Genomic DNA, 19,554 nt, shown 5'->3' on the forward strand with positions numbered 1-19,554 from the left:
TCCTGGTGTTCAGGCGGCCTGCTCACAGTACTCGCGACCAAAGGCCAGGTTGGCCCGCCAGGGGGTGATGTCTTTATGTGTCTGAATCTGTTCCGCGTACCAGTTGCCGTCAGTGGTATCGCCGAACAGCACGGCCCCCACCAGTTGCCGGTCGTGGATCAGCAGCCGGCAGTAGCGGTTGTTCTGGTGGTCCTGCCAGACAATGGATTCGGTTTGCCCGTCATCGTCGGTCTGGCCGCAGGAGAAAATGGGAATGCCGCTGATCTTGAGCCGGGTGGGTTGGGTGGCGGCCTGGAAGCGTCGGCCAGTGGCCCGCTCGCTGAGCACCGCTGCCAGCACCTCCGCCTGCTGATAACCCGGGTCCACCAGACCAAAGGTCTGGCCGTTGATCTCGCAGCACTCTCCCAGGGCGAAGATGTCGGGGTCACTGGTCTGTAAACGGTCGCTTACGCGGATTCCCCTGCCACAGTGGAGCCCCGCGGCGCGGCCCAGCTCTGCGTTGGGTGTTATCCCTGCAGCGGTGATGACCAGATCGGTGCTGATCAGGGTGTCGTCATCCAGTCGGACCGCCCGCACGCAACGCTTGCCCAGTAGCGCCACGGGCGCGCGGCCGGTGCGGATGCTCAGGCCGCGTTCAGTAAGGCTCTTCGCCAGCAGCTTGCTGCCGGTGGGATCGAGCTGACGGTTCAGAAGACAGGGGTTGCGATGGAGAACGGTCACCGCCATACCCCGGCAACGGAGCCCCTCCGCCGCTTCCAGACCCAGGAAGCCGCCACCGATCACCACAGCACGACCAAAGCGCTGGCTCAGGTCGATAAGGCGGCGGGTGTCCTGCAGGTCACGGAAGGTCAGGGTGCCCCCCAGGTCCCCGCCTTCAAGGCCCAGTTCAGTTGGACGTGCCCCGGTTGCAATCACAAGGGTGCCGTAGTCGTAGCGCAGCTCCGACCCGGTAATCACCTGCCTGGCAGCGCGATCGATCGTGACAACGGCGTCGCCGCAATACCGTTCGATACCCGCCTGCTCAAACCAGGCGGCGTCCTTGAGCCGGATCTGGTCGGCGGTCGCCTCACCGGCCAGTACCGAGGATAGCAACACCCGGTTGTAGGCCGGGCCGGACTCGGCGCCGAGCACCACAATGCGTTCAAACGGATGACCGCCTTCAACGAGTCGCTCCAGCAGTCGCTGGGCCACCATGCCGTGTCCGCAAATCACCAGTGTTCCGGTTGCCATGACGTTGCTCCTTCAGATAAGGACATTGTTCGCGCCAGACAAAAAAAGCCGGAGCACCTATCCCCCGAAGGGGAATCGATGGTCCGGCGCCAATGCCAACAACGATGTTCTGGGAGTCCCTGACCAATGATGGTCCGGTCGATCCTTGACCGGGACGTTCATCCATACCTGAGCTAAAGCGATTACCGTGCCATTATCATTAAACCCTTTAATTTCAGTCCTATAATCGGTTCCTGGGGATTCTTCGGGGCTGGCCCTGCCCCAGTTCGGTTCAGGGCCGGGGTTCTGTGCACCTTCTTCGAACGTCACGCCCTCAGGCAATGGCCCGGAGGCCCTGGCGCCCCTCATCCTCGCCTTCGCTGCCTGAGTCCTGCTTTTGCCCGGCGGAGGGCTTTCGCTCGGCCTTGTCCGGGAACCGCTGCTTCTCGTAGAGGAACGACAATACCGCCTGGCGGTAGCGTAGATACCTGGGGTTATCCGCCATGGCAACACGATTCCTTGGTCTTGGCAGATCAATGGCCAGGTCCTCACCCACGGTTGCGGCGGGGCCATTGGTCATCATGATGATTCGATCGGACAGCAGCACCGCCTCATCCACATCGTGGGTGATCATGATCACCGTGTTGTTCAGCTCCTGCTGGATTTCCATTAACGAGTCCTGCAGGTGGGCCCGGGTAAGGGCATCCAGTGCCCCGAAGGGCTCGTCCATCAGCAGTACACTGGGCTTCATGGCCAGGGCCCGGGCAATGCCCACCCGCTGGGCCATACCACCGGAAATTTCCCCGGGGCGTTTATTGGCGGCATGATCCATATGCACCAGTTCCAGGTTGTGAAGGATCCACGCCTTGCGCTCCCGCTTGCTCATGGACTTGCGGAACACCTGCTGCACCGCCAGCTCCACATTCTCGTAGACCGTCAGCCAGGGCATCAGCGAATGATTCTGAAACACCACCGCCCGCTCCGGCCCGGGCGTATTCACCTCATGCCCATCCAGCACACAGCCACCCCTGGTAGCACCCAATAATCCAGCGACGATGTTCAGCACCGTGGACTTGCCACAGCCGGAGTGCCCGATCAGGGAAACAAACTCCCCCTTGCCGATCTTCAGGTTCAGGTTGTCCAGTGCAATAAAAGGTCCGGACGGCGTATCAAATGCCATCTGAACACCGGTCAGTTCCAAATGTGATTTGCTCATGGTATTCACTCCATTGTTGCGAAGCGCTGGCTGGGGCTGTGTCTTCCGGGACCGTCGAAAACAGGGATGGTTTCGTCGAGCCTGCACGGATGTATTCACGGCGTGTCCCGGAAGACACAGCCCCAGCCAGCGCGCCATACTCCAGAAGAAAGCAATAAACTACTCGTTCCAGGCCACTTTCCGCTGAACCACCAACATCCCGCGATCCAGTAAGAACCCGATAAACCCGATAGCCAGCACCGCCACCATGATCCGGCTCAGGGACTGGCTACTGCCGTTCTGGAACTCATCCCACACGAATTTCCCCAGCCCGGGATTCTGCGACAGCATCTCCGCGGCAATCAGCACCATCCAGGCAATCCCCAGGGACACCCGCAGGCCGGTGAAAATTGCCGGAATCGACGAGGGCAGCACCACCTTGCGCACATGGGTCCAGAAGGAAAGCCGCAGCACCCGGGAGACATTCACCAGATCCGGATTCACCGCCGCCACCCCGAAGCTGGTATTGATCAGCGTCGGCCACAGGCTGCACAGGGTCACCGTGATCATCGACGTCAGGAACGACTTCTCGAACATGGGGTCGTCACTGACGTAGGTGGCTGACACCACCATGGTGACCAGGGGCAGCCAGGCCAGGGGCGATACCGGTTTGAAGATCTGGATCAGTGGGTTCATCGCCGCGTTGAAGTAGCGGTTGAGGCCGATCACGATACCCAGGGGCACCGCGATCACCGTGGCCAGGAAGAAGCCTGCCACTACCGTAACCAGGCTGGTACCGATCTGATCAATGAAGGTGGGTGCCCCGGGATAGGCGCGAATCCTGACCTCCGCGTCGGGGTTCGTTGACAGGATGCGGGCGTTTCGCTCCTCCTGCATGGTGACGTATTTTTCCGCGCGATCACGTTGGTTCTGGTGTTCCTGCCAGAGAGCGCCCGCCTGCTCCATCACGTCGGCAGGCCCCGGAAACGCTCCCAGGGAGGTATTCACCTGAGGCGCGGCCAGGTGCCAGGCCCCGAGGAACACCAGGATGCCGACCAGCGGCAGCAACAACTGCTGCGCCGCACTCGCCAGGCGCTGCCACGTAAACAGGATTCCCATGAGTGACAGCCACCGGCCAGGGCCTGTTTGCGTATCGGTTTGGCTCAGGGTGCTCATTACCTTTCTCCATGCACGTTGTACGTGCCCTAGTGACGTCTGCAAATAGCCTGATGCCGCAGATCAGGGGGTATCGTCGCCCTTCAGGCCGATCTCGAAACTGTCGATGTAGGCATTCGGCGTGCGAGGGGTGAAGGGCACGCCATCAATCAGCTCACCCTGGTGAGGGCGCTGGAAGTTTTCCGCCCCCAGGTCCGGGAAGTCTTCGGCGGGGAGGGTTCCGTCCTCAATGAGGGAGCGGGCGGCTTCCCGGTAGATGTCCGCGCGGTAGACCTCTTCTGCGGTCTTCAGATACCAGTCATCCGGTTTGGCTTCCGCAATCTGACCCCAGCGACGCATCTGGCTCAGATACCAGATGGCGTCCGAAGGATAGGGATAGGTGGCGTAGTAGCGGAAGAAAACATTGAAGTCCGGCACCTTGCGCACATCGCCTTTCTCGTACTCAAAGGTGCCGGTCATGGAATTGGCGATCACCTCTTCATCGGCTCCAACGTAGTTGGGCCGGGACAGCAGCTTCACCGCTTCCTGGCGGTTGGCGTTGTTGTTCTCGTCAAGCCAGTGGGCGGCACGGATCAGTGCCCGCAGCATGCGAAGGTGGGTGTTGGGATTTTTCTCCGCCCATTGCCGTGTTACACCGAAGACCTTCTCCGGATTGTTGGGCCAGATTTCATAGTCAGTAATCACCGGCACGCCAATACCCTTGAACACGGCCTGCTGATTCCAGGGCTCGCCCACGCAGTAACCCTGGATGGTCCCTGCCTCCAGTGTTGCCGGCATCTGCGGCGGGGGAGTGACCGACAGGTGTACGTCCGCCTCCAGCGTGCCGCTGGTATCCCCCCGTTGCGGTGCGTAGTAGCCGGGATTCAGGCCGCCGGCCGCCAGCCAGTAGCGCAGCTCATAGTTATGGGTGGAAACCGGGAAGACCATACCCATCCGGAACCGTTCGCCCTGGTTGCGGTATTGCTCGACGACGGGTTTCAGTGTGCTGGCACTGATGGGGTGCCGGGGACTGCCGTTCTCATTTTCGGGAATCTGGGGCTTCATCACCTCCCATACATCATTGGAAACGGTAATGCCATTGCCGTTGAGATCCATGCTGAAGGCGGTGATCACATCGGCCCGGGTGCCGTAGCCGATACTGGCCCCCAGGGGCTGACCAGCAAGCATATGGGCACCGTCCAGCTCGCCGGTGATGACCCGGTCCAGCAGCACCTTCCAGTTGGCCTGGGCCTCGAGTTCCACAAACAGGCCCTCATCCATGAAGAATCCCTGCTCCCAGGCAACCGCCAGAGGAGCCATGTCGGTCAGCTTGATAAAGCCCAGCTTCAGGTCCGGCCTTTCGGCCGGACCGATCGTGGCCCCTGCATGACCCGTGAGTCCCGTTGAAAGGACCAGGCTCAGTGCGAAGAGAAGTTTCCGTTTCATATGATTGCCCCCAAGGCGTTTTCCGGAGTCTTTGCCAAAAAAAACGCCTGCCCCCCGTCACCGGGAAGCAGACGCCAATGTCTGCAGATCAGTCAGAATGTGTCGGAGGACATGCCGGCATCGGCTGCCTTCCTGGTGTTAAGACTTGCATTTGCTGTGCCATATAGATTTTTGCCCGGAAAACAAAGCCATGAGAATTATTCGGGGTGCGGAGTCAGGGTCGAAGGTGTAAATAACCGTGCAAAAAAGAGCGATACGCCCCGGATGAGTGCATCAATGGCTTGAAAGTACGGTGCTCACCGACCTTCGGGAGTGAGGTTGTAACACCCTGAAATAAATAGGGCCTCTCTGGTAGCTATGGCCGTTATCGATACTGGCGGGTCGCTGGCGTCATTATTGCTAGGTTTCCTGGCAGAGCGCAGACACTGGCAATGAAGCCCGATGGTCCCCGTCGCCGATGGTCATTCTGAACCATCCGGTAACAGGGACCATCGGGCTTTTTTGGTCAGGGTCCGTCCTCTTTGGAAAGGCCTTTTACCTGATCACGTTAGCGGAGCCACCATGACTGATTCTGACAACCCTGTTTGCCGAACCACCTGCCCCTATTGCGGCGTTGGCTGCGGGGTGGTGGCACCGGGCCGTTCGCTGTCCGCGGGGGCCCTGGTAGCCGGTGACCAGGATCATCCGGCAAATTACGGACGCCTGTGTGTGAAGGGGGCCAGTCTTCATGAGACCACGGCTGTCGACGGGCACATGATGTATCCCCGGCTTCATGGCAGACGGGTGACGTGGGAACGGGCGCTGGATGAGGTGGCCGGCGCCATCAGGGCATCCGTCGATGCCCATGGCCCGGAATCCGTGGCGTTCTATCTCTCGGGTCAGCTGCTGACCGAGGATTATTATGTGGCCAACAAACTGGCCAAGGGTTTTATCGGAACACCCCATGTGGATACCAATTCCCGGCTCTGCATGGCATCAGCGGTGGCAGCCCACAAACGGGCCTTTGGCGAGGACGTGGTGCCTGGCTGCTATGAAGATCTGGAGCTGGCGGATCTATTGGTACTGACCGGCAGCAATGCCGCCTGGAATCACCCGGTGCTTTACCAGCGGATGAAGGCGGCCGGCCGCCCGGGCCGTCGGGTTGTGGTCATCGATCCACGGAGGACGGCCACCGCGGAACTGGCGGACCTTCATCTGGCACTGAGGCCGGGTTCTGACGCCATCCTGTTCAATGGTTTGCTGGTCTGGCTGGCCGATACCGGCGCCCTTGACCAGGATTATGTGCGCAACCACTGCCGGGGCCTCGGGGAAGCAATGGCGTCTGCTCGAGTCAGCGGTTTTGCGCCGTCGAAAGTGGCCGATCTGTGCGACCTGCCCGAGCAGGACGTGGTTCGTTTCTATCGTTGGTTCGCCGAGAACCCACGCACGGTCACGGCCTTTTCCCAGGGAGTGAACCAGAGCTCTACCGGCACCGACAAGGCCAATGCCATCATCAATTGCCACCTGGCGACGGGCCGGGTGGGCAAGCCCGGCGCCAGTCCTTTTTCCCTTACCGGTCAGCCCAATGCCATGGGAGGGCGGGAGGTGGGCGGGCTTGCCAATACCCTGGCCGCTCATCTGGACTATGACACCCCCGGGGGCCCTGAACAGGTGGCCGAATTCTGGGGCACGGGCCAAATCCCCCCGGGTCCGGGTCTCAAGGCGGTCGAGCTGTTCAGGGCCGTGTCCGAGGGACGGATAAAGGTGCTCTGGATAATGGGTACCAATCCGGCGGTCAGTCTGCCGGACTCTGGCCTGGTGCGGCAGGCGCTGAAGGCCTGTCCCGTGGTGATCGCCTCCGACTGTATTGCCCTGACAGATACCAATGCCCTGGCGGACATACTGTTGCCTGCCCAGGGCTGGGGAGAGAAGGACGGCACGGTCACCAACTCCGAGCGCCGTATTTCCCGCCAGCGGCGATTCCTGCCGGCCGTCGGTGAGGCTCGCGCGGACTGGTGGATGCTAGCGGAAGTGGGACGCCTGCTTGGCCATGGTGATGCCTTCGCCTGGCCGGATGTGGCGTCGGTTTTCCGGGAGCACGCGCAGTTGTCGGCTATTGCCGGCTCTACCGGGCGGCAGTTCAGCCTGTCGGCGCTGGCGGGGATTTCCGATGAGGGCTATGAAGCCCTGGAGCCGGTCCAGTGGCCGGTCACCACCGATTATCCCCACGGCCGTGCCCGACTTTTCGGCGATGGCCGGTTCAGTACCCCGGATGGAAAGGCCTGCCTGGTGCCCATTGAGGGCCGGTTACCGGAAGCCGAACCCGATCTCCGGTGGCCGATGATCGTGAACACCGGGCGGATTCGTGACCAGTGGCACACCATGACAAGAACAGCCCGTTCATCCCGACTGGTCCAGCATCGCCAGGAGCCCTTTATCGACCTACATCCGGAGGATGCGCGCCGCTATGGGCTGAGCCCCGGCGATCTGGCCCGTCTGGAAGGTCCCGGGAGCATGGGTGGGTATGTGGGGAAGGTACGTTCCGAGCCCGGACAGAGGCCGGGGGAGGTGTTTGTGCCCATCCACTGGAACCGGCAATTCACCCCGGCGGGTCTGGCGAGTGACCTGATCCGCCCGGTCACCGACCCGGTTTCGGGCCAGCCCGAGTCCAAGTACGGCGTCGTCCACCTCACGAGGATCACGACCCTGTGGCATGGGCGCCTGATCCGGCCAGGTAACGCGCCCCGGGGCTGGCAGGCGGATTACTGGTGTCGGGTGCCACAGGACCACTGTGACAGCTGGTGGGTGGCAGGCTCGGGCCCGGTGAGCTGGCCCCGTGAGGTGGCCCGCTGGCTTGGCGGTGCTCCCGACCTGGTGCTGGAAGACGCCGCCCGCGGCACCTATCGGGCGGCCCGGCTGGTGGAGGGCCGGTTGCAGGGCATCCTGCTGGTGGAGCGGGAGGCGGCTCTGCTGCCGGATGCTGGCTGGCTCATCGGCCTCTTCGATGGACGGGTTCTGTCCATGGGTGAGCGACGGGGCCTGCTTTCGGCCCGGGACGTGGAAGTGAAGGACGTTGGCCCTGTGGTGTGCAGCTGTTTTGGTGTCGGAGAGCGCCAGATCGAGGCAGCAATCCGCTCTGGTGCCGGTGATGTGGAGGCACTGGGCCGGGCCCTGAAGTGCGGTACCAATTGCGGATCCTGTGTCCCGGAGCTTAAGGCGCTCATGGCCTGCGCGATCCCTTCCTGAGCTTCCCGAGCTCTGACGGGACGTGCGACAGAATTCGCCTTCGGTCAGGCGGCGGCTCTGAGCATCACAAAGGGAACGCGGAATCTCAGTCCTCGGGAAAGCCCGGCACCTTCCACGGTGCAGGTCTTCCGGTTGATTCGCAGTATCACGCCCTCCCGTGCCTGGGGCCCCTCGCCGAATTCCACGTGATCACCCCGTTGCCATTGCGCGGCCTGGGCCTGGCGAGCCGGCAGGACCATGGGAGCCGTGTCCAGGGCGATGCCCACGCTGGTGCCCGCGTCCGCCAGAAAACGCCGCACCTGGCCGGCGCTGCCATTGCCATTCAGCTCATCCAGCAGCCGGTAGAAGTGGCGGTTATGAACGGAACCGTGGTAACGCTTGCCTCCTTGCAACTGCAGAAGATGGGCAAACTCGTGGATGCAGGTATGGGCCAGCAGATTCAGTACCGATACTTCGCCCCCGAAATACCCGCGACCGACAATCTCCCGTGTCGACAACCAGTTGGCGGCGGTGCGGGCTTCCTGCTTGGCGGCCACCATTTTTACACCGAAGGTGATCAGGTGGCGTTGGTCACGGTGGTCGTAACGGTGATAGGTGGCACGGCCCCCGCCTACCCGGCACACCAGCTGGGCCCGGGCACGACGGGAGCGAAGATCGTCCCGGTAGGCGGACCAGAGCACTTCGTGGGTAGCCTGGCACATGAGCTGTGCGATCTGGTTGAACGTCTCTGGAAGGGCGGGCATTACCGGTATCCGGGCTCCATTGGGATCTGAAGGAGAAGATGGTTTACCTCAGATTAAACCTCACCGGCAGGGCATAGGTAAATGTCTTTCCGGTCATCCCCTCGGGGACATCCGGCAGGGGCTCCGCTGCGGCGAGCATCTCCAGGGCTGCCTGGTCCAGCAGTTGATGGGAGGACGAGTCTCTCACCCGGTAGTCCAGCAGGTTACCGTCCCGGTCGAACTGGAACAGAATGACCGGCGTGCCTTCCTGCTGCAGACGCCGCGCGCGGCGGGGATAGTCGTAATGGCGTGACAGGTGCCGGTGCAGCTCGGAAAGGTAGTTGTCCACATCCGCATCGTCCCCCGCATTGAGCTGCACCTGTTCCCGACGGGTCTCGCGGTCTGACCCCGCATCCGGCTCCGGTGTGTCGACGTTCGCCGCCGCTTCGGTGGCCTGGGGGGTGGGCCCAGGTTCGGGTTTCGGTTCGGGTTGCGGTGTGGGCTCCGGTTCGGGAGCCTTTTCAGGCTCAGGCTCAGGCTCAGGCTCAGGCTCAGGCTCAGGCTCAGGCTCAGGCTCAGGCTCAGGCTCAGGCTCAGGCTCAGGCTCAGGTTCTGGCTCCGGTGCAGGGGGCTGGTTTTGTTCCTCGGAAGGCTGGGGGGCGACATTGCCGCCCGCGAGCTGAATCTTCAGGGCCGGCGTAGTGGTGCTCGCATTCCCCACGGGTTTAAGTTCCAGGGCAGGTGCCGCCGGAAGCACCAGAAACAGTGTCAGCCCGGTCAGCAAAATCGAAATGGTAAAGATGATGGCCCTGGCGGTTGCGGTCATTCCACCGGCTCCGTAAGCAGGATGACCTCACTGAACCCGGCGTCTTCCAGAGTGCGAAAAAGAACTTCCAGCTGGTCCATGGCTGTGCCGGAGGCGGCGGCGATACGCAGGGTCGTATCGTCCTGCGGTTGTGGCAGGGTATCAGGCAGGGCATCAAGAGCAACGGGTTCGTTGGCCACCATGAAGGCACCGTCTGCGCTGACCACCAGGTCCGCCTCGGGCTGTTCTCCGGCTTCCGGGCTCGCCATGCCCGGCAACTCCGGAATCGCTGTGTCGGTCAGCTGACCTGCGACGATAAAAAACATCAACAGCAGGAACACCAGGTTGATCAGCGGCAACAGGCTGTCTTCAACCCGTTCCAGAAGCGTCTTGCGGTCCTCGAAAGGTTCTGGTGTCAATGGCGTCATGTCAGGGCGTGGTCGCTGCTTCGTCGGGGGGTGTCCGCTTCCACTGGGTGCGGATGCCGGCGCTGTCAAGGGAGCTCAGAGTCCGGGTGAAGCGATCCAGCGCCACATCGCCATCGGTAGCCAGCCGAACCTCCTGATGACCAGCCTGTAACAGCGCAGTGGCCAGCTCTGCGGATTGCCAGCGCCGGTTCTGCCACTGAATATCGCCGTCGGCCGTGAGTTGCAGTTCCGGCAGCGGCGTCCCGCCCTCGCCCCGTCCGGCGGCGGTTACGTTTTCAAGCTCCAGATAACTGGTGGGGAGCAGATAACTGGTGACCATGAAGAACACCAGCAGGATGAACACCACGTCGATCAGTGGTGTCATCCGGATGGGCATGGGACGGGCAGGCCGGGGTTTAACCAGTGGCATGGGCAACCCGGGACCCGGTATAGGCCGCCCCACCGGCTTCCGACACCGGTCTTGAACGGTTCTGTGCTGACGGCTGGGCAACGGGTGACTGAACCGCCGGAGAGGCGTTGAGGATATCCAGCAGGCGTTCGTTCATCTGGCTGTTCAGCCGGCGCAGACGGAATTCCACCCAGGCGGCAATAGCGGCAAAGGGGATGGCGATGATCAGGCCGGCGGCGGTGGTGGTCAGGGCTTCATAGATTCCGCCACTGAGCTGGCTGGCGCTGGCCCGTCCCTCTGTGGTGGCCATGGCGCTGAAAGCCTCCATCATGCCCATGACCGTACCCAGCAGGCCGAGTAACGGCGCCAGAGCCGCAATCACCTCGATAATCTTGAGGGGCGCCTCAAAAGGCTGCAGGGCTTTCTGGGCTCCCTGGGCCACGGTTTCCCGCAGCGCGCCCAGTGGTTCCCGGTTGGCCACACCCACCATGGCACGACGTGTCAGCTCATGCATGGGATTGCAACGGGCGAAAAAGGCACGGGGTGCTGGTGGCGGATTCTCGGCGCCGGTCTGTTTCCACTTCGCCACATCCTGCTTTACCCGGCCGCCGGAACGGGGGGCGTAAAGTGCACCGGTGAGCACCAGGTAGAAAAAGGTCAGGGTGCCCACCAGGGCGAGCCCGAGCAGCACATACATCACGGGGCCGCCCATGGCGATGAGGGACTGGAGCGGGGTATCCAGCGAGGCCAGCTGGGTAGATTCAGGCATATCGTCCACTCTGGAAAGTCAAGTGAACGCAAACGATAACAATTTTTATTAGGTTAATCCAGTGGCGTCCATCCCCTTGAGGCGATGGTTGTCTGTTAAACTGACATTACATCCATTTTCTGGTTCAGGGCGTTCTGACTGACATGATGCTGCCCATGAGAGCGAAGAAAAACGGAGACCTTCCCCATGCGGGCGTGGTTTGATCGCCTGGCCAACCGGGGCATTGCGATTTTTGTCGCCGTTATCATTCTGACCGTGGCGTTTGTGAGCATGTTTAACATGGCGGCGAGTCGCCAGGAACTCGGCCAGCAGGCCCGGACCCAGGTTGCGATGGTGGCGGAGCTGCTCGCCTACGAACTGGACCGCAAGCTGATTGAACGTTTCAATATCCTCACCGGCGCGGCGGCCACCATGACCATGGATGCCACCTCCTTTCGCCAGTTCTCCGGCCTGATCATGGAGCGGCAGTCACCCTATCATCATCTGTTCGAGAATCTGATCCTGTTTGATGAAGGCGGCGTCGTGCTCGAGATCTACCCGGAAGTGGAAGGCCTGGTCGGAACCGACCTGTCGGCCCGACCTTATTTCCAGGATACGAACCGGGGTCTGACGCCGGTGATTTCCGAACCTTTCGAGTCCTATATCCGGAAGCTGCCGACCGTGGCCATGACCGCGCCGGTGTTCAATCACAATGGTCGTGTGGTTGGCGTGTTCGCCGGCACGATTGTGCTCACTTCCCATAACTTCCTGAGCGAAGTGGCCAACACCCGTATCGGTCACGATGGGTATGTTGGTGTGGGCACCCGTTCCGGCAAGATGCTGGTACAGGGAGGCCGTTCCGCCGGTTTCCGGGATCTGTCTCCGGGCAACGACGTGGCCATGGCGGCGATGGATGGCTTTGAAGGTGTCAGGACGACCACGAACCGTCAGGGCGTGGAAGTCATGGTGGCGGTCCAGCAGCTGAACATGGCACCCTGGTTTGTCCTTGCCAGCTGGCCCCTCGAGGATGCCTTCGCCCCCGCCAACCGGCTGCGGGAGGATCTCCTGCTGACCATAGCGATCGTCCTGCTCATTCTCCTGCCCGTAGCCTGGTATACCTTCCGGCGCTACACCAATCCCCTGATCGAGCTCGCCGAGCAGATCCGGGAACGCCATCTCGGGGTTCGGCCAGAGCCGGTGGATGTGGGTGGATACCGGGAGATCCGTGAGCTGGAGCAGGCCTTCAACCGGGTGATGGCTGACCGCAATGAAGTGGAGGCCCGGCTTCGGGCCGAGCAGGAGATGGGTGCCAGTATTCTCGGTGTACTCCACGAAGCGGTGGTGATGACGGACACCGAAGGCAGGATCCGCTATGCCAACCGGAGGGCCGAGGAGTTTCTCAACCGCGCCGGACGTCTTGAGGGACTGGTCCTGTTCGAGCTGCTTTCCTTCGAGGCGGAGGGGGAAGAATGGGGTGCCGACCGCTTTCTGTCCAGTGACGAGGTTCATGGCATGGACGGCGCGCTGCGGGACGAGCACGACCGTGTTTTCGATGTGGAAGTCACCATGTTGCACGTCAGCCGCGGCGAACCGGATGAGCGGCTGGTCTTCGTGGTTCGCGACGACAGCGAACGGCGCCGCCAGGAGCGGCATCTGTCCTGGCAGGCCACCCACGACAGCCTCACTTCATTGATGAACCGTCGCGCCTTCTCTGCGGAACTGGTCAAGTGGCTGGCCCAGGCCAGGGAGCTGGAAGCACCGACGGTGCTGATGCTCATCGACCTGGATCATTTCAAACCGGTCAACGACAGGGGCGGCCATCTGACCGGAGACGAGTTGCTGCGGGGGCTCGCCGCGACTTTGCGCCAGGTGGTGCGAAAAACCGATGTGATCGCCAGGCTGGGCGGGGATGAGTTCGCCATACTGCTACCGGCCTGCGGCCTGGAGCGGGCACTGGTCCTGGCGGAGGAGATTCGCAGGAACATAGAGGCGCTTCGCGTGGCCGCCGATGGCCAGGAGTTCGGAGTGACCGCCAGTATCGGGCTGTCGGATCTGAGCCCCGGAGACGCCAGCCCCCGGGAAGCCATGGCAAGGGCCGACGAGGCGGCATACGCCGCCAAGGCCAGGGGGCGCAATCAGGTGGTGGTGATTGCCTCACCCTTATCGGATTAGCTGGCGGAGCCTCACAACTCAGGCGACGGACAGCTGCTGCCATACGAGCCAGAGCAGCCGGAGCGCCAGCAGGGTCAGCAGTACGTTGAACACCCGGTGGAACGTCAGATTGCCAAGCCGGTCGAGGACCCTCAGGCCGAGCCAGGTGCCCAGGAAACCGCAGGCAATCATGGCGACCAGGAAAACCAGCCACTCCCTGAAAGCGAAACCGGCCAGGCCGAATACGAGGGCCTTGGGCAGGTGCTGCAGGCACATGCTCATGGCGAAAGTGGCCACGGTTTTGTGGCGGTCCCGGTGAAGCTGCTTGATGAAGGCAGCCACCAGAGGGCCGGTGGCACCCACGAAGAGACTGATAAAACTGGTGAACGTTGACGCCAACAGGATGCCACCACGGCCCAGGGCCATGGCCGGAAGCTTCGGCCCCCAGCAAAGGTAGAGCACGAACAGGGCAATGGTCAGCTGCCATACCCAGGGAGACAGCTCAACCAGCACCAGGGCCCCGGCGAACGCGCCCAGGGCAACCCCCGGCGCGAAAGCGGCGATCACCCGCCAGTCCACATGCCTCCAGGTCAGGCCGGCGCGCCCGGCGTTGGAGCCGAGCTGAATAATGCCGTGGACCGGAATGATGGCCGCCGGTGGCAGCCACAGGGCCATCAGCACCAGTAACAGCAATCCGCCGCCCGCCCCCAGGGCTGCCGTGATCAGGGAGGTCGCGACAGAGCAGGCCAGCAACAGAATGGCGATGTGGGGGCTCAGATCGGGCGGCAGGATCGAGATCAAGGTGTTTTCCGGCGCGGTTTTCAGGTCACGGGGACTGGCAGAACCGGGTCTGGTCCAGGCCTTCGGTTTTACAAAGCGCCCGGGTGGCCAGTTCAACGTCCGCCACATAGTACAACGAGGCCAGTCCCAGGCGGTCCCTGCCGAGATTATGGAAAACCATACCGAAGGCGATATCCCCGGCCTCGAAGCGGTCGTGATATTCGGCGAAATAGCGGGCAGCCTGACCCAGGTCGTCGTCTTCAAGAAGCCTCAGTACCCGGGTTGCACCGCCGTGATAGGCCTGGATCAGAAGGAGCGTGAACAGGCGCTCCCGCTTGGGCTCCGGCAGGTGCCCGAACTTCTCCTGGACCGTGGGGGCCAGTATGCGGGCGTTCTGGGCCATCAGTTTCATGGCGCAGTCGAGCTGCGCGAGCCGGTGCCAGTGATTGCGTGGAGCGACTCCACAATCGGCCAGCACCTGGGGCGTCAGCTGCATGATGCCCTTGGCGCCGACCGGTGAGTGGGCGCGACTGCGGCCGCCACTCTCGATCATCAGCATACCGGCCAGGTAACGGGGGAGTTCCGGCGGCAGTGAGAGCCTTTGCTGATCCGTGCGGGTCTGGTAGACATGGAGCAGTGCGTCATGCAGGCTCCCCGGCGCGTTCTCGCTGGCGAAGTCAAGGTCATCCCAGCGTCCCCACAGTCGTGCGGAGGGGTTGCGGCCCAGGTACCGATCCCGGGCGATTTCCAGTCTCGCGTGGGGTTGGTCGCACGCCAGGGCGAAGGGGTAGCCTACGGTATCGGCGTCACCGGGGGTCCAGCCGGTCACCCGTCCGTCAGCCGCCAGGGTGGCGCGCAGGGAATTCAGGCGCTGCTGGGTGGCCGCCCGGGTCAGGCCGTCGGTGATGTAACCCAGGAATGTGCCACGATGGTCAAACAGCAGGTGTCGGTCACTCTCGCTGCAATAGCCGGATTCCTCCAGTACCCAGCGACGGATGTCCAGAACGTTGGCATATACCCCCTGGCTGCTCCAGAACGGAGCGGCGCGGATGATGTCCTGCCATTCGTCCACTGGCGCAACCGCCTCGGCCCTGGCCAGTGAACCCGCCACAAGCAGGCAGAGAGCGGCCGTCAGGCCGCGGATCGTGGTTGCTGTTCGCCGGTGTGTCATGTTTGTCGGCGTGTGCTCCTGCCCCTGCTACAATCGAAACAGCGGGGTCGTTGACTGAGGCTTTGCGGACGTGTCTTTCCGATTCCCTAGATATACCTGAAACCATAAAGTAATCCCAATAACAATCAGGTTAATACCATGAAACCTTCCGAGTATCTGCAATACGATGCCACCGGCCTGGCCGATCTGGTCCGGCGGGGTGATGTTACCCAGGATGAGGTTGTTGAAGCGGCCATAGGCCGGGCCGAAGCCCTTAACCCCCGTCTTAATGCGATCTGCCTGCCCCAGTATGACTCCGCACGCCAGCAGCCTGCCGGCAACGGACCCCTGGCCGGGGTGCCCATGCTGGTGAAGGACCTGGGGCAGGAGCAGGCCGGTGAGCCGTGCACCATGGGCAGCCAGGGGTTTCGCGACCGGATAATGACCCAGGATTCCGAATACGTCAGGCGGGCCCGGGATGCCGGGCTGGTTTTTCTGGGCAGAACGGCAACACCGGAATTCGGTCTCAAGGCAGTCACCGAATCCAGGCTCTGGGGACCCACTCGCAATCCCTGGAATACCGAACTGACGCCGGGAGGTTCCAGTGGTGGTTCCGGTGCGGCCGTTGCCGCCGGAATCGTACCGGTGGCGGGGGCCAACGATGGCGGTGGTTCGATCCGCATTCCCGCCGCCTACAACGGCCTGGTGGGACTCAAGCCTTCCCGCGGCCGGATTCCCTGGGGGCCCGAGACCGGCGAGAGCTGGCTCGGTGCGGCCGAGAACCATGTCGTCACCCGGACCGTGCGTGACACGGCGGCATTGCTCGACGCCCTTGCCGGACCGGCGGTGGGTGACCCGTTCCGCATCGAGCGGCCGGACCTGCCCTGGAAAGACATCGCCAGCCTGTCCCCGGGCAGACTCCGGATCGGTATGTTTACCCGGTCGCCCTATGGCGGTGATGTGCACCCGGACTGTGTGGCGGCGGTTCAGGAGGCGGCCCGGATGCTGGAGTCCCTCGGCCATGTGATCGAGGAAGCGGAACCGGCCGTCGACGGCCAGGATCTGGCACGCTGTTACCTGGGGATTTACTTTGGCGAGGTATCGGCGTTCGTGCAGCAGGCACTGGAAGGCGGCGCCGACAGGGACGATTTCGAGCTGGATACCAGGGTGCTGGCGATGCTGGGGCGAAGCTTCCCCCTGCCCGATTACGTGCGCATGCGCCAGCGGTGGAACGACTTTGCCCGGGCCACCGGGGGGTTCTTCGGACGTCATGACCTCTATCTGTGTCCCACCACTGCCCAGCCGCCGGCCCGGATCGGCGAGCTGGATATGCCACCGGCGATGAAACTTCTGTCGACGTTGCTGGTCAAGGTTCGTGCTGGCGCGGTATTGCACCGGACCGGGATGGTGGACCAGCTGGCGATGGAAAGCCTGGCACGCACGCCGTTCACCCAGTTGGCGAATCTTACCGGTACCCCGGCCATCTCGGTGCCGGTCTGCTGGAGTCCCCAGGGACTGCCGGTGGGAGTGCAGTTCGGTGCCGCGCACGGTGGCGAGGGCCTGTTACTGCAGCTGGCGGCCCAGCTCGAGGAGGCCAGCCCCTGGTATGGCCGCTACGAGAGCCTGTGGGAAGCCAGCGAGGACCGTTGAGCAAGTTGTGATCCGCTCCCACAAAACCCACGTTTATTTTTAAGGTCGGAACAGGCTATGCTGTCAGTAACAGAGATGGCATGGCTTCACCGCCCTCTGTACCTACGGAGACCGGTCATCCCGATCGGGCTCCCCTTGCTGATGGCATCGAGGAGGCGAGTACCATGAACCAACCGATGGCAATCGAAGAACTGGTGTCTGTAGCTCAGGCCGAGGCCATGGGGGAACTGGATGCGCCGATCATGGCCATCGTTCTGTCCAGCGAACAAAGCTACGACCTTCCCATCAACTCCCTTGAAACCGATGCCGACAAGGCCCGGTGGGCGCTGATCCTGCGCGCAGCCCGGGAACATGTCGAGGCAGACGCCGTGGCCCTGCTGTATCCGGCGTGGACCACCATCCGTCACCGGTCACCGGAGGCGGAGAAAGAGAAAGATGAAGGCGCGGAGCCCATCGACACGCTCTTTGTCCAGCTCCACACCCGTGACAGGATTTACTGGCGTGGGTTCGAGCAGATCCGCGATCCCCGCCACCAGCGCATCATCGGCTTTCGCACCATCGGTGCCCTGTCCAATGAGTACGAGCGGGAGGAAGCTCCGTCGGTCACTTCCTGGCTGAACACGCTGTTCGAACCCTTGCCGGACGAGGGGGAGGAAACTGAGGTGGACCGCGAGCTGGCGGATCTTCTGGAAGAGCCGGAAGTCAGTGCCGCGCTCTACCCCAGGCAGATGCGAGCACTCCATTGACCAAAACCCTTTCCCGGCTGTGCCGGGAAAGGCTCAATCCGTTTTCCCCCTGAATAGTGTCCCGTACGGATAATTCGTTAACCCGCTGAGCCCCTCAAGGGCTTGCCGGCAGCGACTCTGGACCTGTGTTGCCAGCGGCAAGCAGTGGGTCAGATGATTACCCGGACGGGGCACTGGATATCAGGCTGAGGCATAGCTGTGCATGCTGGACGAAGTGGCTGAAAGCGTGCAGGTGTTCCTGGCCCGGTTCGCTGGCGTTGGCGCCGAAGTCAGCGTAAAACATGCCGAGCATGCGGCCATTGGCCATGATGGGGCCGGTCAGCGCCGGCACCCGGCCGAGCCAGGGGTCGAACGGCAGCTCCCTGGCCTGCTTCGGTGGATAATAGATGGCGCAACTGCCGTGGGGTAGCAGGCTTCCCAGTGTACCGCTGCCGTCCCGGGCAACGGCAAAGTGCTCGCGCCAGCCCTCGGTATCCGGCCCGGCGCACTTGCGCAGAACGAGATTGCGGCCGTCCCGGTCGGACATCAGCAGACCCACACGCCTGAAACCGATCCCCCGCTGAATTCCCTCCATGACCAGCTGGATGACGGTATTGAGTTCGGGCTTCTCGGTCAGGCTCTGGGCCAGTTCCCGAAGGATCCGGAGTTGCAGCTCGGCGTCGATATCCGGTGGAGCCGGCGGCTCCACCGTGCCCTCGGCACCCGGCATCAGTGCCTGTACCTGGGGAATGCCGAGGGAGACCGCGACCTTGCCCGCTTCCGTGGCGTTCAGTCTGGCCTGGTCCCGGATCACGGCAGGGGATTCGCCAAGGTCCCGGCCGATACGCTCCATCAGCGAATCCATTTCCGGCGTACGCCAGCCCTTTTCCGCCAGTTCCGCCATGCTGACCGAGTTTCTCGCCAGTTGACTGGCCTGGGAGCCGGCCCGGTTGGAGGAAACCACATCGCGGATGAACGGCCCCAGGGCCCAGGCCTCAGCCAGCCCGCGGGTGATCTCGGCAAAGGTGCTGTGGAGCACGGCTTTCTGGGCTTCCACCGGCGGCACGCCGTCCCGTAACCGTTGCTCCAGCTCCGCCGCCTGTTCGGTATCGCAGGACCAGAACGCCAGCTCGCCGATGTTCATCAGCAGGGCACCGATGAACACCTCCTCAAGGGCCTGTTCGTTCCGCTTGGGCAGCAGGCTGCGTGCCTGCACGGCGGCATGGATGGCACGGGCCAGGCACGTCAGCAGGTGGGGTCTTGAGCTTCGCTTGAGGAGCGAGTCGACGATCAGTGACGAAATCGCCATGGACTTGACGGAATCAAATCCGATCAGGGTAATGGCCCGGCTGACAGTGCTGACCTGCACCCGGGTCTGGTTGTAGAACACCGTGTTGGACAGGCGCAGCACCTGGGAGGTGAGCTGGGCGTCATTGATGATCACCTCGGCCAGCTCGTTCACCGTGCTGCTGCTGCTCTCGGTCAGTTCGTTGATGCGCCGCAGGGTGTTGGCCAGCACGGGCAGCTCCACCCGGCTGAGATAGGCAACCCAGGCCTGGGTCGAGTTTATTCGTGCGCTGGAACCGTCTGGCGAGTCCAAAGTGAGCTTTGCCTCCCTGGTGATCTGATGGATGTGGACACTGAATCATCATACTACACTTGCCGAATCCCGCCGCCACAAGCCGCTCGGGGAAACAAAATCGAACATTCGGGTTTGGCTGGCGATTGCGCTATAATCAGCGCCTTTTCGTGTCACGCTCACAAGGCGTTGGCGAAA

The 19,554-nt window shown here is 62.5% G+C and carries 16 protein-coding genes; 4 read left to right on the forward strand and 12 right to left on the reverse strand.

Annotated elements, in window-relative coordinates; translation table 11 throughout:
- Positions 1-9 precede the first annotated feature (9 nt).
- The 4 genes from BM346_RS11825 to BM346_RS11840 all read right to left on the reverse strand — a co-directional run bounded on the left by BM346_RS11825 (position 10) and on the right by BM346_RS11840 (position 5,005).
- Positions 10-1,230 (reverse strand): NAD(P)/FAD-dependent oxidoreductase, encoded by a 1,221-nt coding sequence (locus BM346_RS11825; RefSeq protein WP_092012607.1) that lies wholly within the window; start codon positions 1,228-1,230, stop codon positions 10-12.
- A gap of 313 nt (positions 1,231-1,543) precedes the next feature.
- Positions 1,544-2,389 carry an ABC transporter ATP-binding protein gene (locus BM346_RS11830; RefSeq protein ID WP_406812891.1) on the reverse strand — a complete coding sequence of 282 codons (846 nt, stop codon included), beginning with the start codon at positions 2,387-2,389 and terminating at the stop codon, positions 1,544-1,546.
- A 195-nt stretch (positions 2,390-2,584) separates the two neighbouring features.
- A complete protein-coding gene (locus tag BM346_RS11835) occupies positions 2,585-3,523 on the reverse strand; it encodes an ABC transporter permease (protein ID WP_228704334.1) in 939 nt (312 codons plus the stop codon).
- 120 nt (positions 3,524-3,643) lie between these two features.
- Entirely contained in the window at positions 3,644-5,005 is a 1,362-nt protein-coding gene (locus tag BM346_RS11840; RefSeq protein ID WP_092012616.1) for a CmpA/NrtA family ABC transporter substrate-binding protein, read from the reverse strand.
- 561 nt (positions 5,006-5,566) lie between these two features.
- Here BM346_RS11840 and BM346_RS11845 point away from each other — a divergent pair.
- A complete protein-coding gene (locus tag BM346_RS11845) occupies positions 5,567-8,230 on the forward strand; it encodes a nitrate reductase (RefSeq protein ID WP_092012619.1) in 2,664 nt (887 codons plus the stop codon).
- 44 nt (positions 8,231-8,274) lie between these two features.
- On the opposite strand, the gene BM346_RS11850 is transcribed toward BM346_RS11845, so the two are convergent.
- The 5 genes from BM346_RS11850 to BM346_RS11870 are packed head-to-tail and all read right to left on the reverse strand — an operon-like array spanning position 8,275 to position 11,342.
- Complete coding sequence (locus tag BM346_RS11850) at positions 8,275-8,973, reverse strand: hypothetical protein (protein ID WP_227662807.1); 699 nt, start codon at positions 8,971-8,973, stop codon at positions 8,275-8,277.
- A 43-nt stretch (positions 8,974-9,016) separates the two neighbouring features.
- On the reverse strand, positions 9,017-9,778 hold the full coding sequence (locus BM346_RS11855; protein ID WP_092012622.1) for a TonB family protein: 762 nt from the start codon (positions 9,776-9,778) through the stop codon (positions 9,017-9,019).
- Positions 9,775-10,185, reverse strand: a complete 411-nt coding sequence (locus BM346_RS11860) for an ExbD/TolR family protein (protein ID WP_092012625.1) — start codon at positions 10,183-10,185, stop codon at positions 9,775-9,777. The genes BM346_RS11855 and BM346_RS11860 overlap by 4 nt, the downstream gene beginning before the upstream one ends.
- Before the next feature lies 1 nt (position 10,186).
- A complete protein-coding gene (locus tag BM346_RS11865; protein WP_092012628.1) occupies positions 10,187-10,594 on the reverse strand; it encodes an ExbD/TolR family protein in 408 nt (135 codons plus the stop codon).
- Positions 10,581-11,342 carry a MotA/TolQ/ExbB proton channel family protein gene (locus tag BM346_RS11870; protein WP_092012631.1) on the reverse strand — a complete coding sequence of 254 codons (762 nt, stop codon included), beginning with the start codon at positions 11,340-11,342 and terminating at the stop codon, positions 10,581-10,583. Before BM346_RS11870 ends, BM346_RS11865 begins: the two co-directional genes overlap by 14 nt.
- A gap of 186 nt (positions 11,343-11,528) precedes the next feature.
- Here BM346_RS11870 and BM346_RS11875 point away from each other — a divergent pair, with 186 nt between their 5' ends.
- Entirely contained in the window at positions 11,529-13,493 is a 1,965-nt protein-coding gene (locus BM346_RS11875; protein WP_092012635.1) for a sensor domain-containing diguanylate cyclase, read from the forward strand.
- Positions 13,494-13,511: 18 nt separating this feature from the next.
- Here the strand turns inward: BM346_RS11875 and BM346_RS11880 are convergent, their stop codons facing one another.
- Together BM346_RS11880 and BM346_RS11885 are read right to left on the reverse strand one after the other, a co-directional pair.
- Entirely contained in the window at positions 13,512-14,273 is a 762-nt protein-coding gene (locus tag BM346_RS11880; RefSeq protein WP_227662805.1) for a sulfite exporter TauE/SafE family protein, read from the reverse strand.
- A gap of 25 nt (positions 14,274-14,298) precedes the next feature.
- The gene (locus BM346_RS11885; RefSeq protein WP_227662804.1) at positions 14,299-15,423 is read right to left on the reverse strand and encodes a lytic transglycosylase domain-containing protein; all 1,125 of its coding nucleotides are present in this window, start codon (positions 15,421-15,423) and stop codon (positions 14,299-14,301) included.
- 138 nt (positions 15,424-15,561) lie between these two features.
- Between BM346_RS11885 and BM346_RS11890 the strand changes: the two genes are divergently transcribed.
- Positions 15,562-17,052 (forward strand): amidase, encoded by a 1,491-nt coding sequence (locus BM346_RS11890; RefSeq protein ID WP_092012640.1) that lies wholly within the window; start codon positions 15,562-15,564, stop codon positions 17,050-17,052.
- 164 nt (positions 17,053-17,216) lie between these two features.
- Complete coding sequence (locus BM346_RS11895) at positions 17,217-17,798, forward strand: hypothetical protein (RefSeq protein WP_092012643.1); 582 nt, start codon at positions 17,217-17,219, stop codon at positions 17,796-17,798.
- Positions 17,799-17,955: 157 nt separating this feature from the next.
- On the opposite strand, the gene BM346_RS11900 is transcribed toward BM346_RS11895, so the two are convergent.
- Complete coding sequence (locus BM346_RS11900) at positions 17,956-19,377, reverse strand: HDOD domain-containing protein (protein ID WP_092012646.1); 1,422 nt, start codon at positions 19,375-19,377, stop codon at positions 17,956-17,958.
- Positions 19,378-19,554: the final 177 nt, after the last annotated feature.

The sequence above is a fragment of the Marinobacter daqiaonensis genome (genome assembly GCF_900115285.1).
Classification (GTDB): Bacteria; Pseudomonadota; Gammaproteobacteria; order Pseudomonadales; family Oleiphilaceae; genus Marinobacter; species Marinobacter daqiaonensis.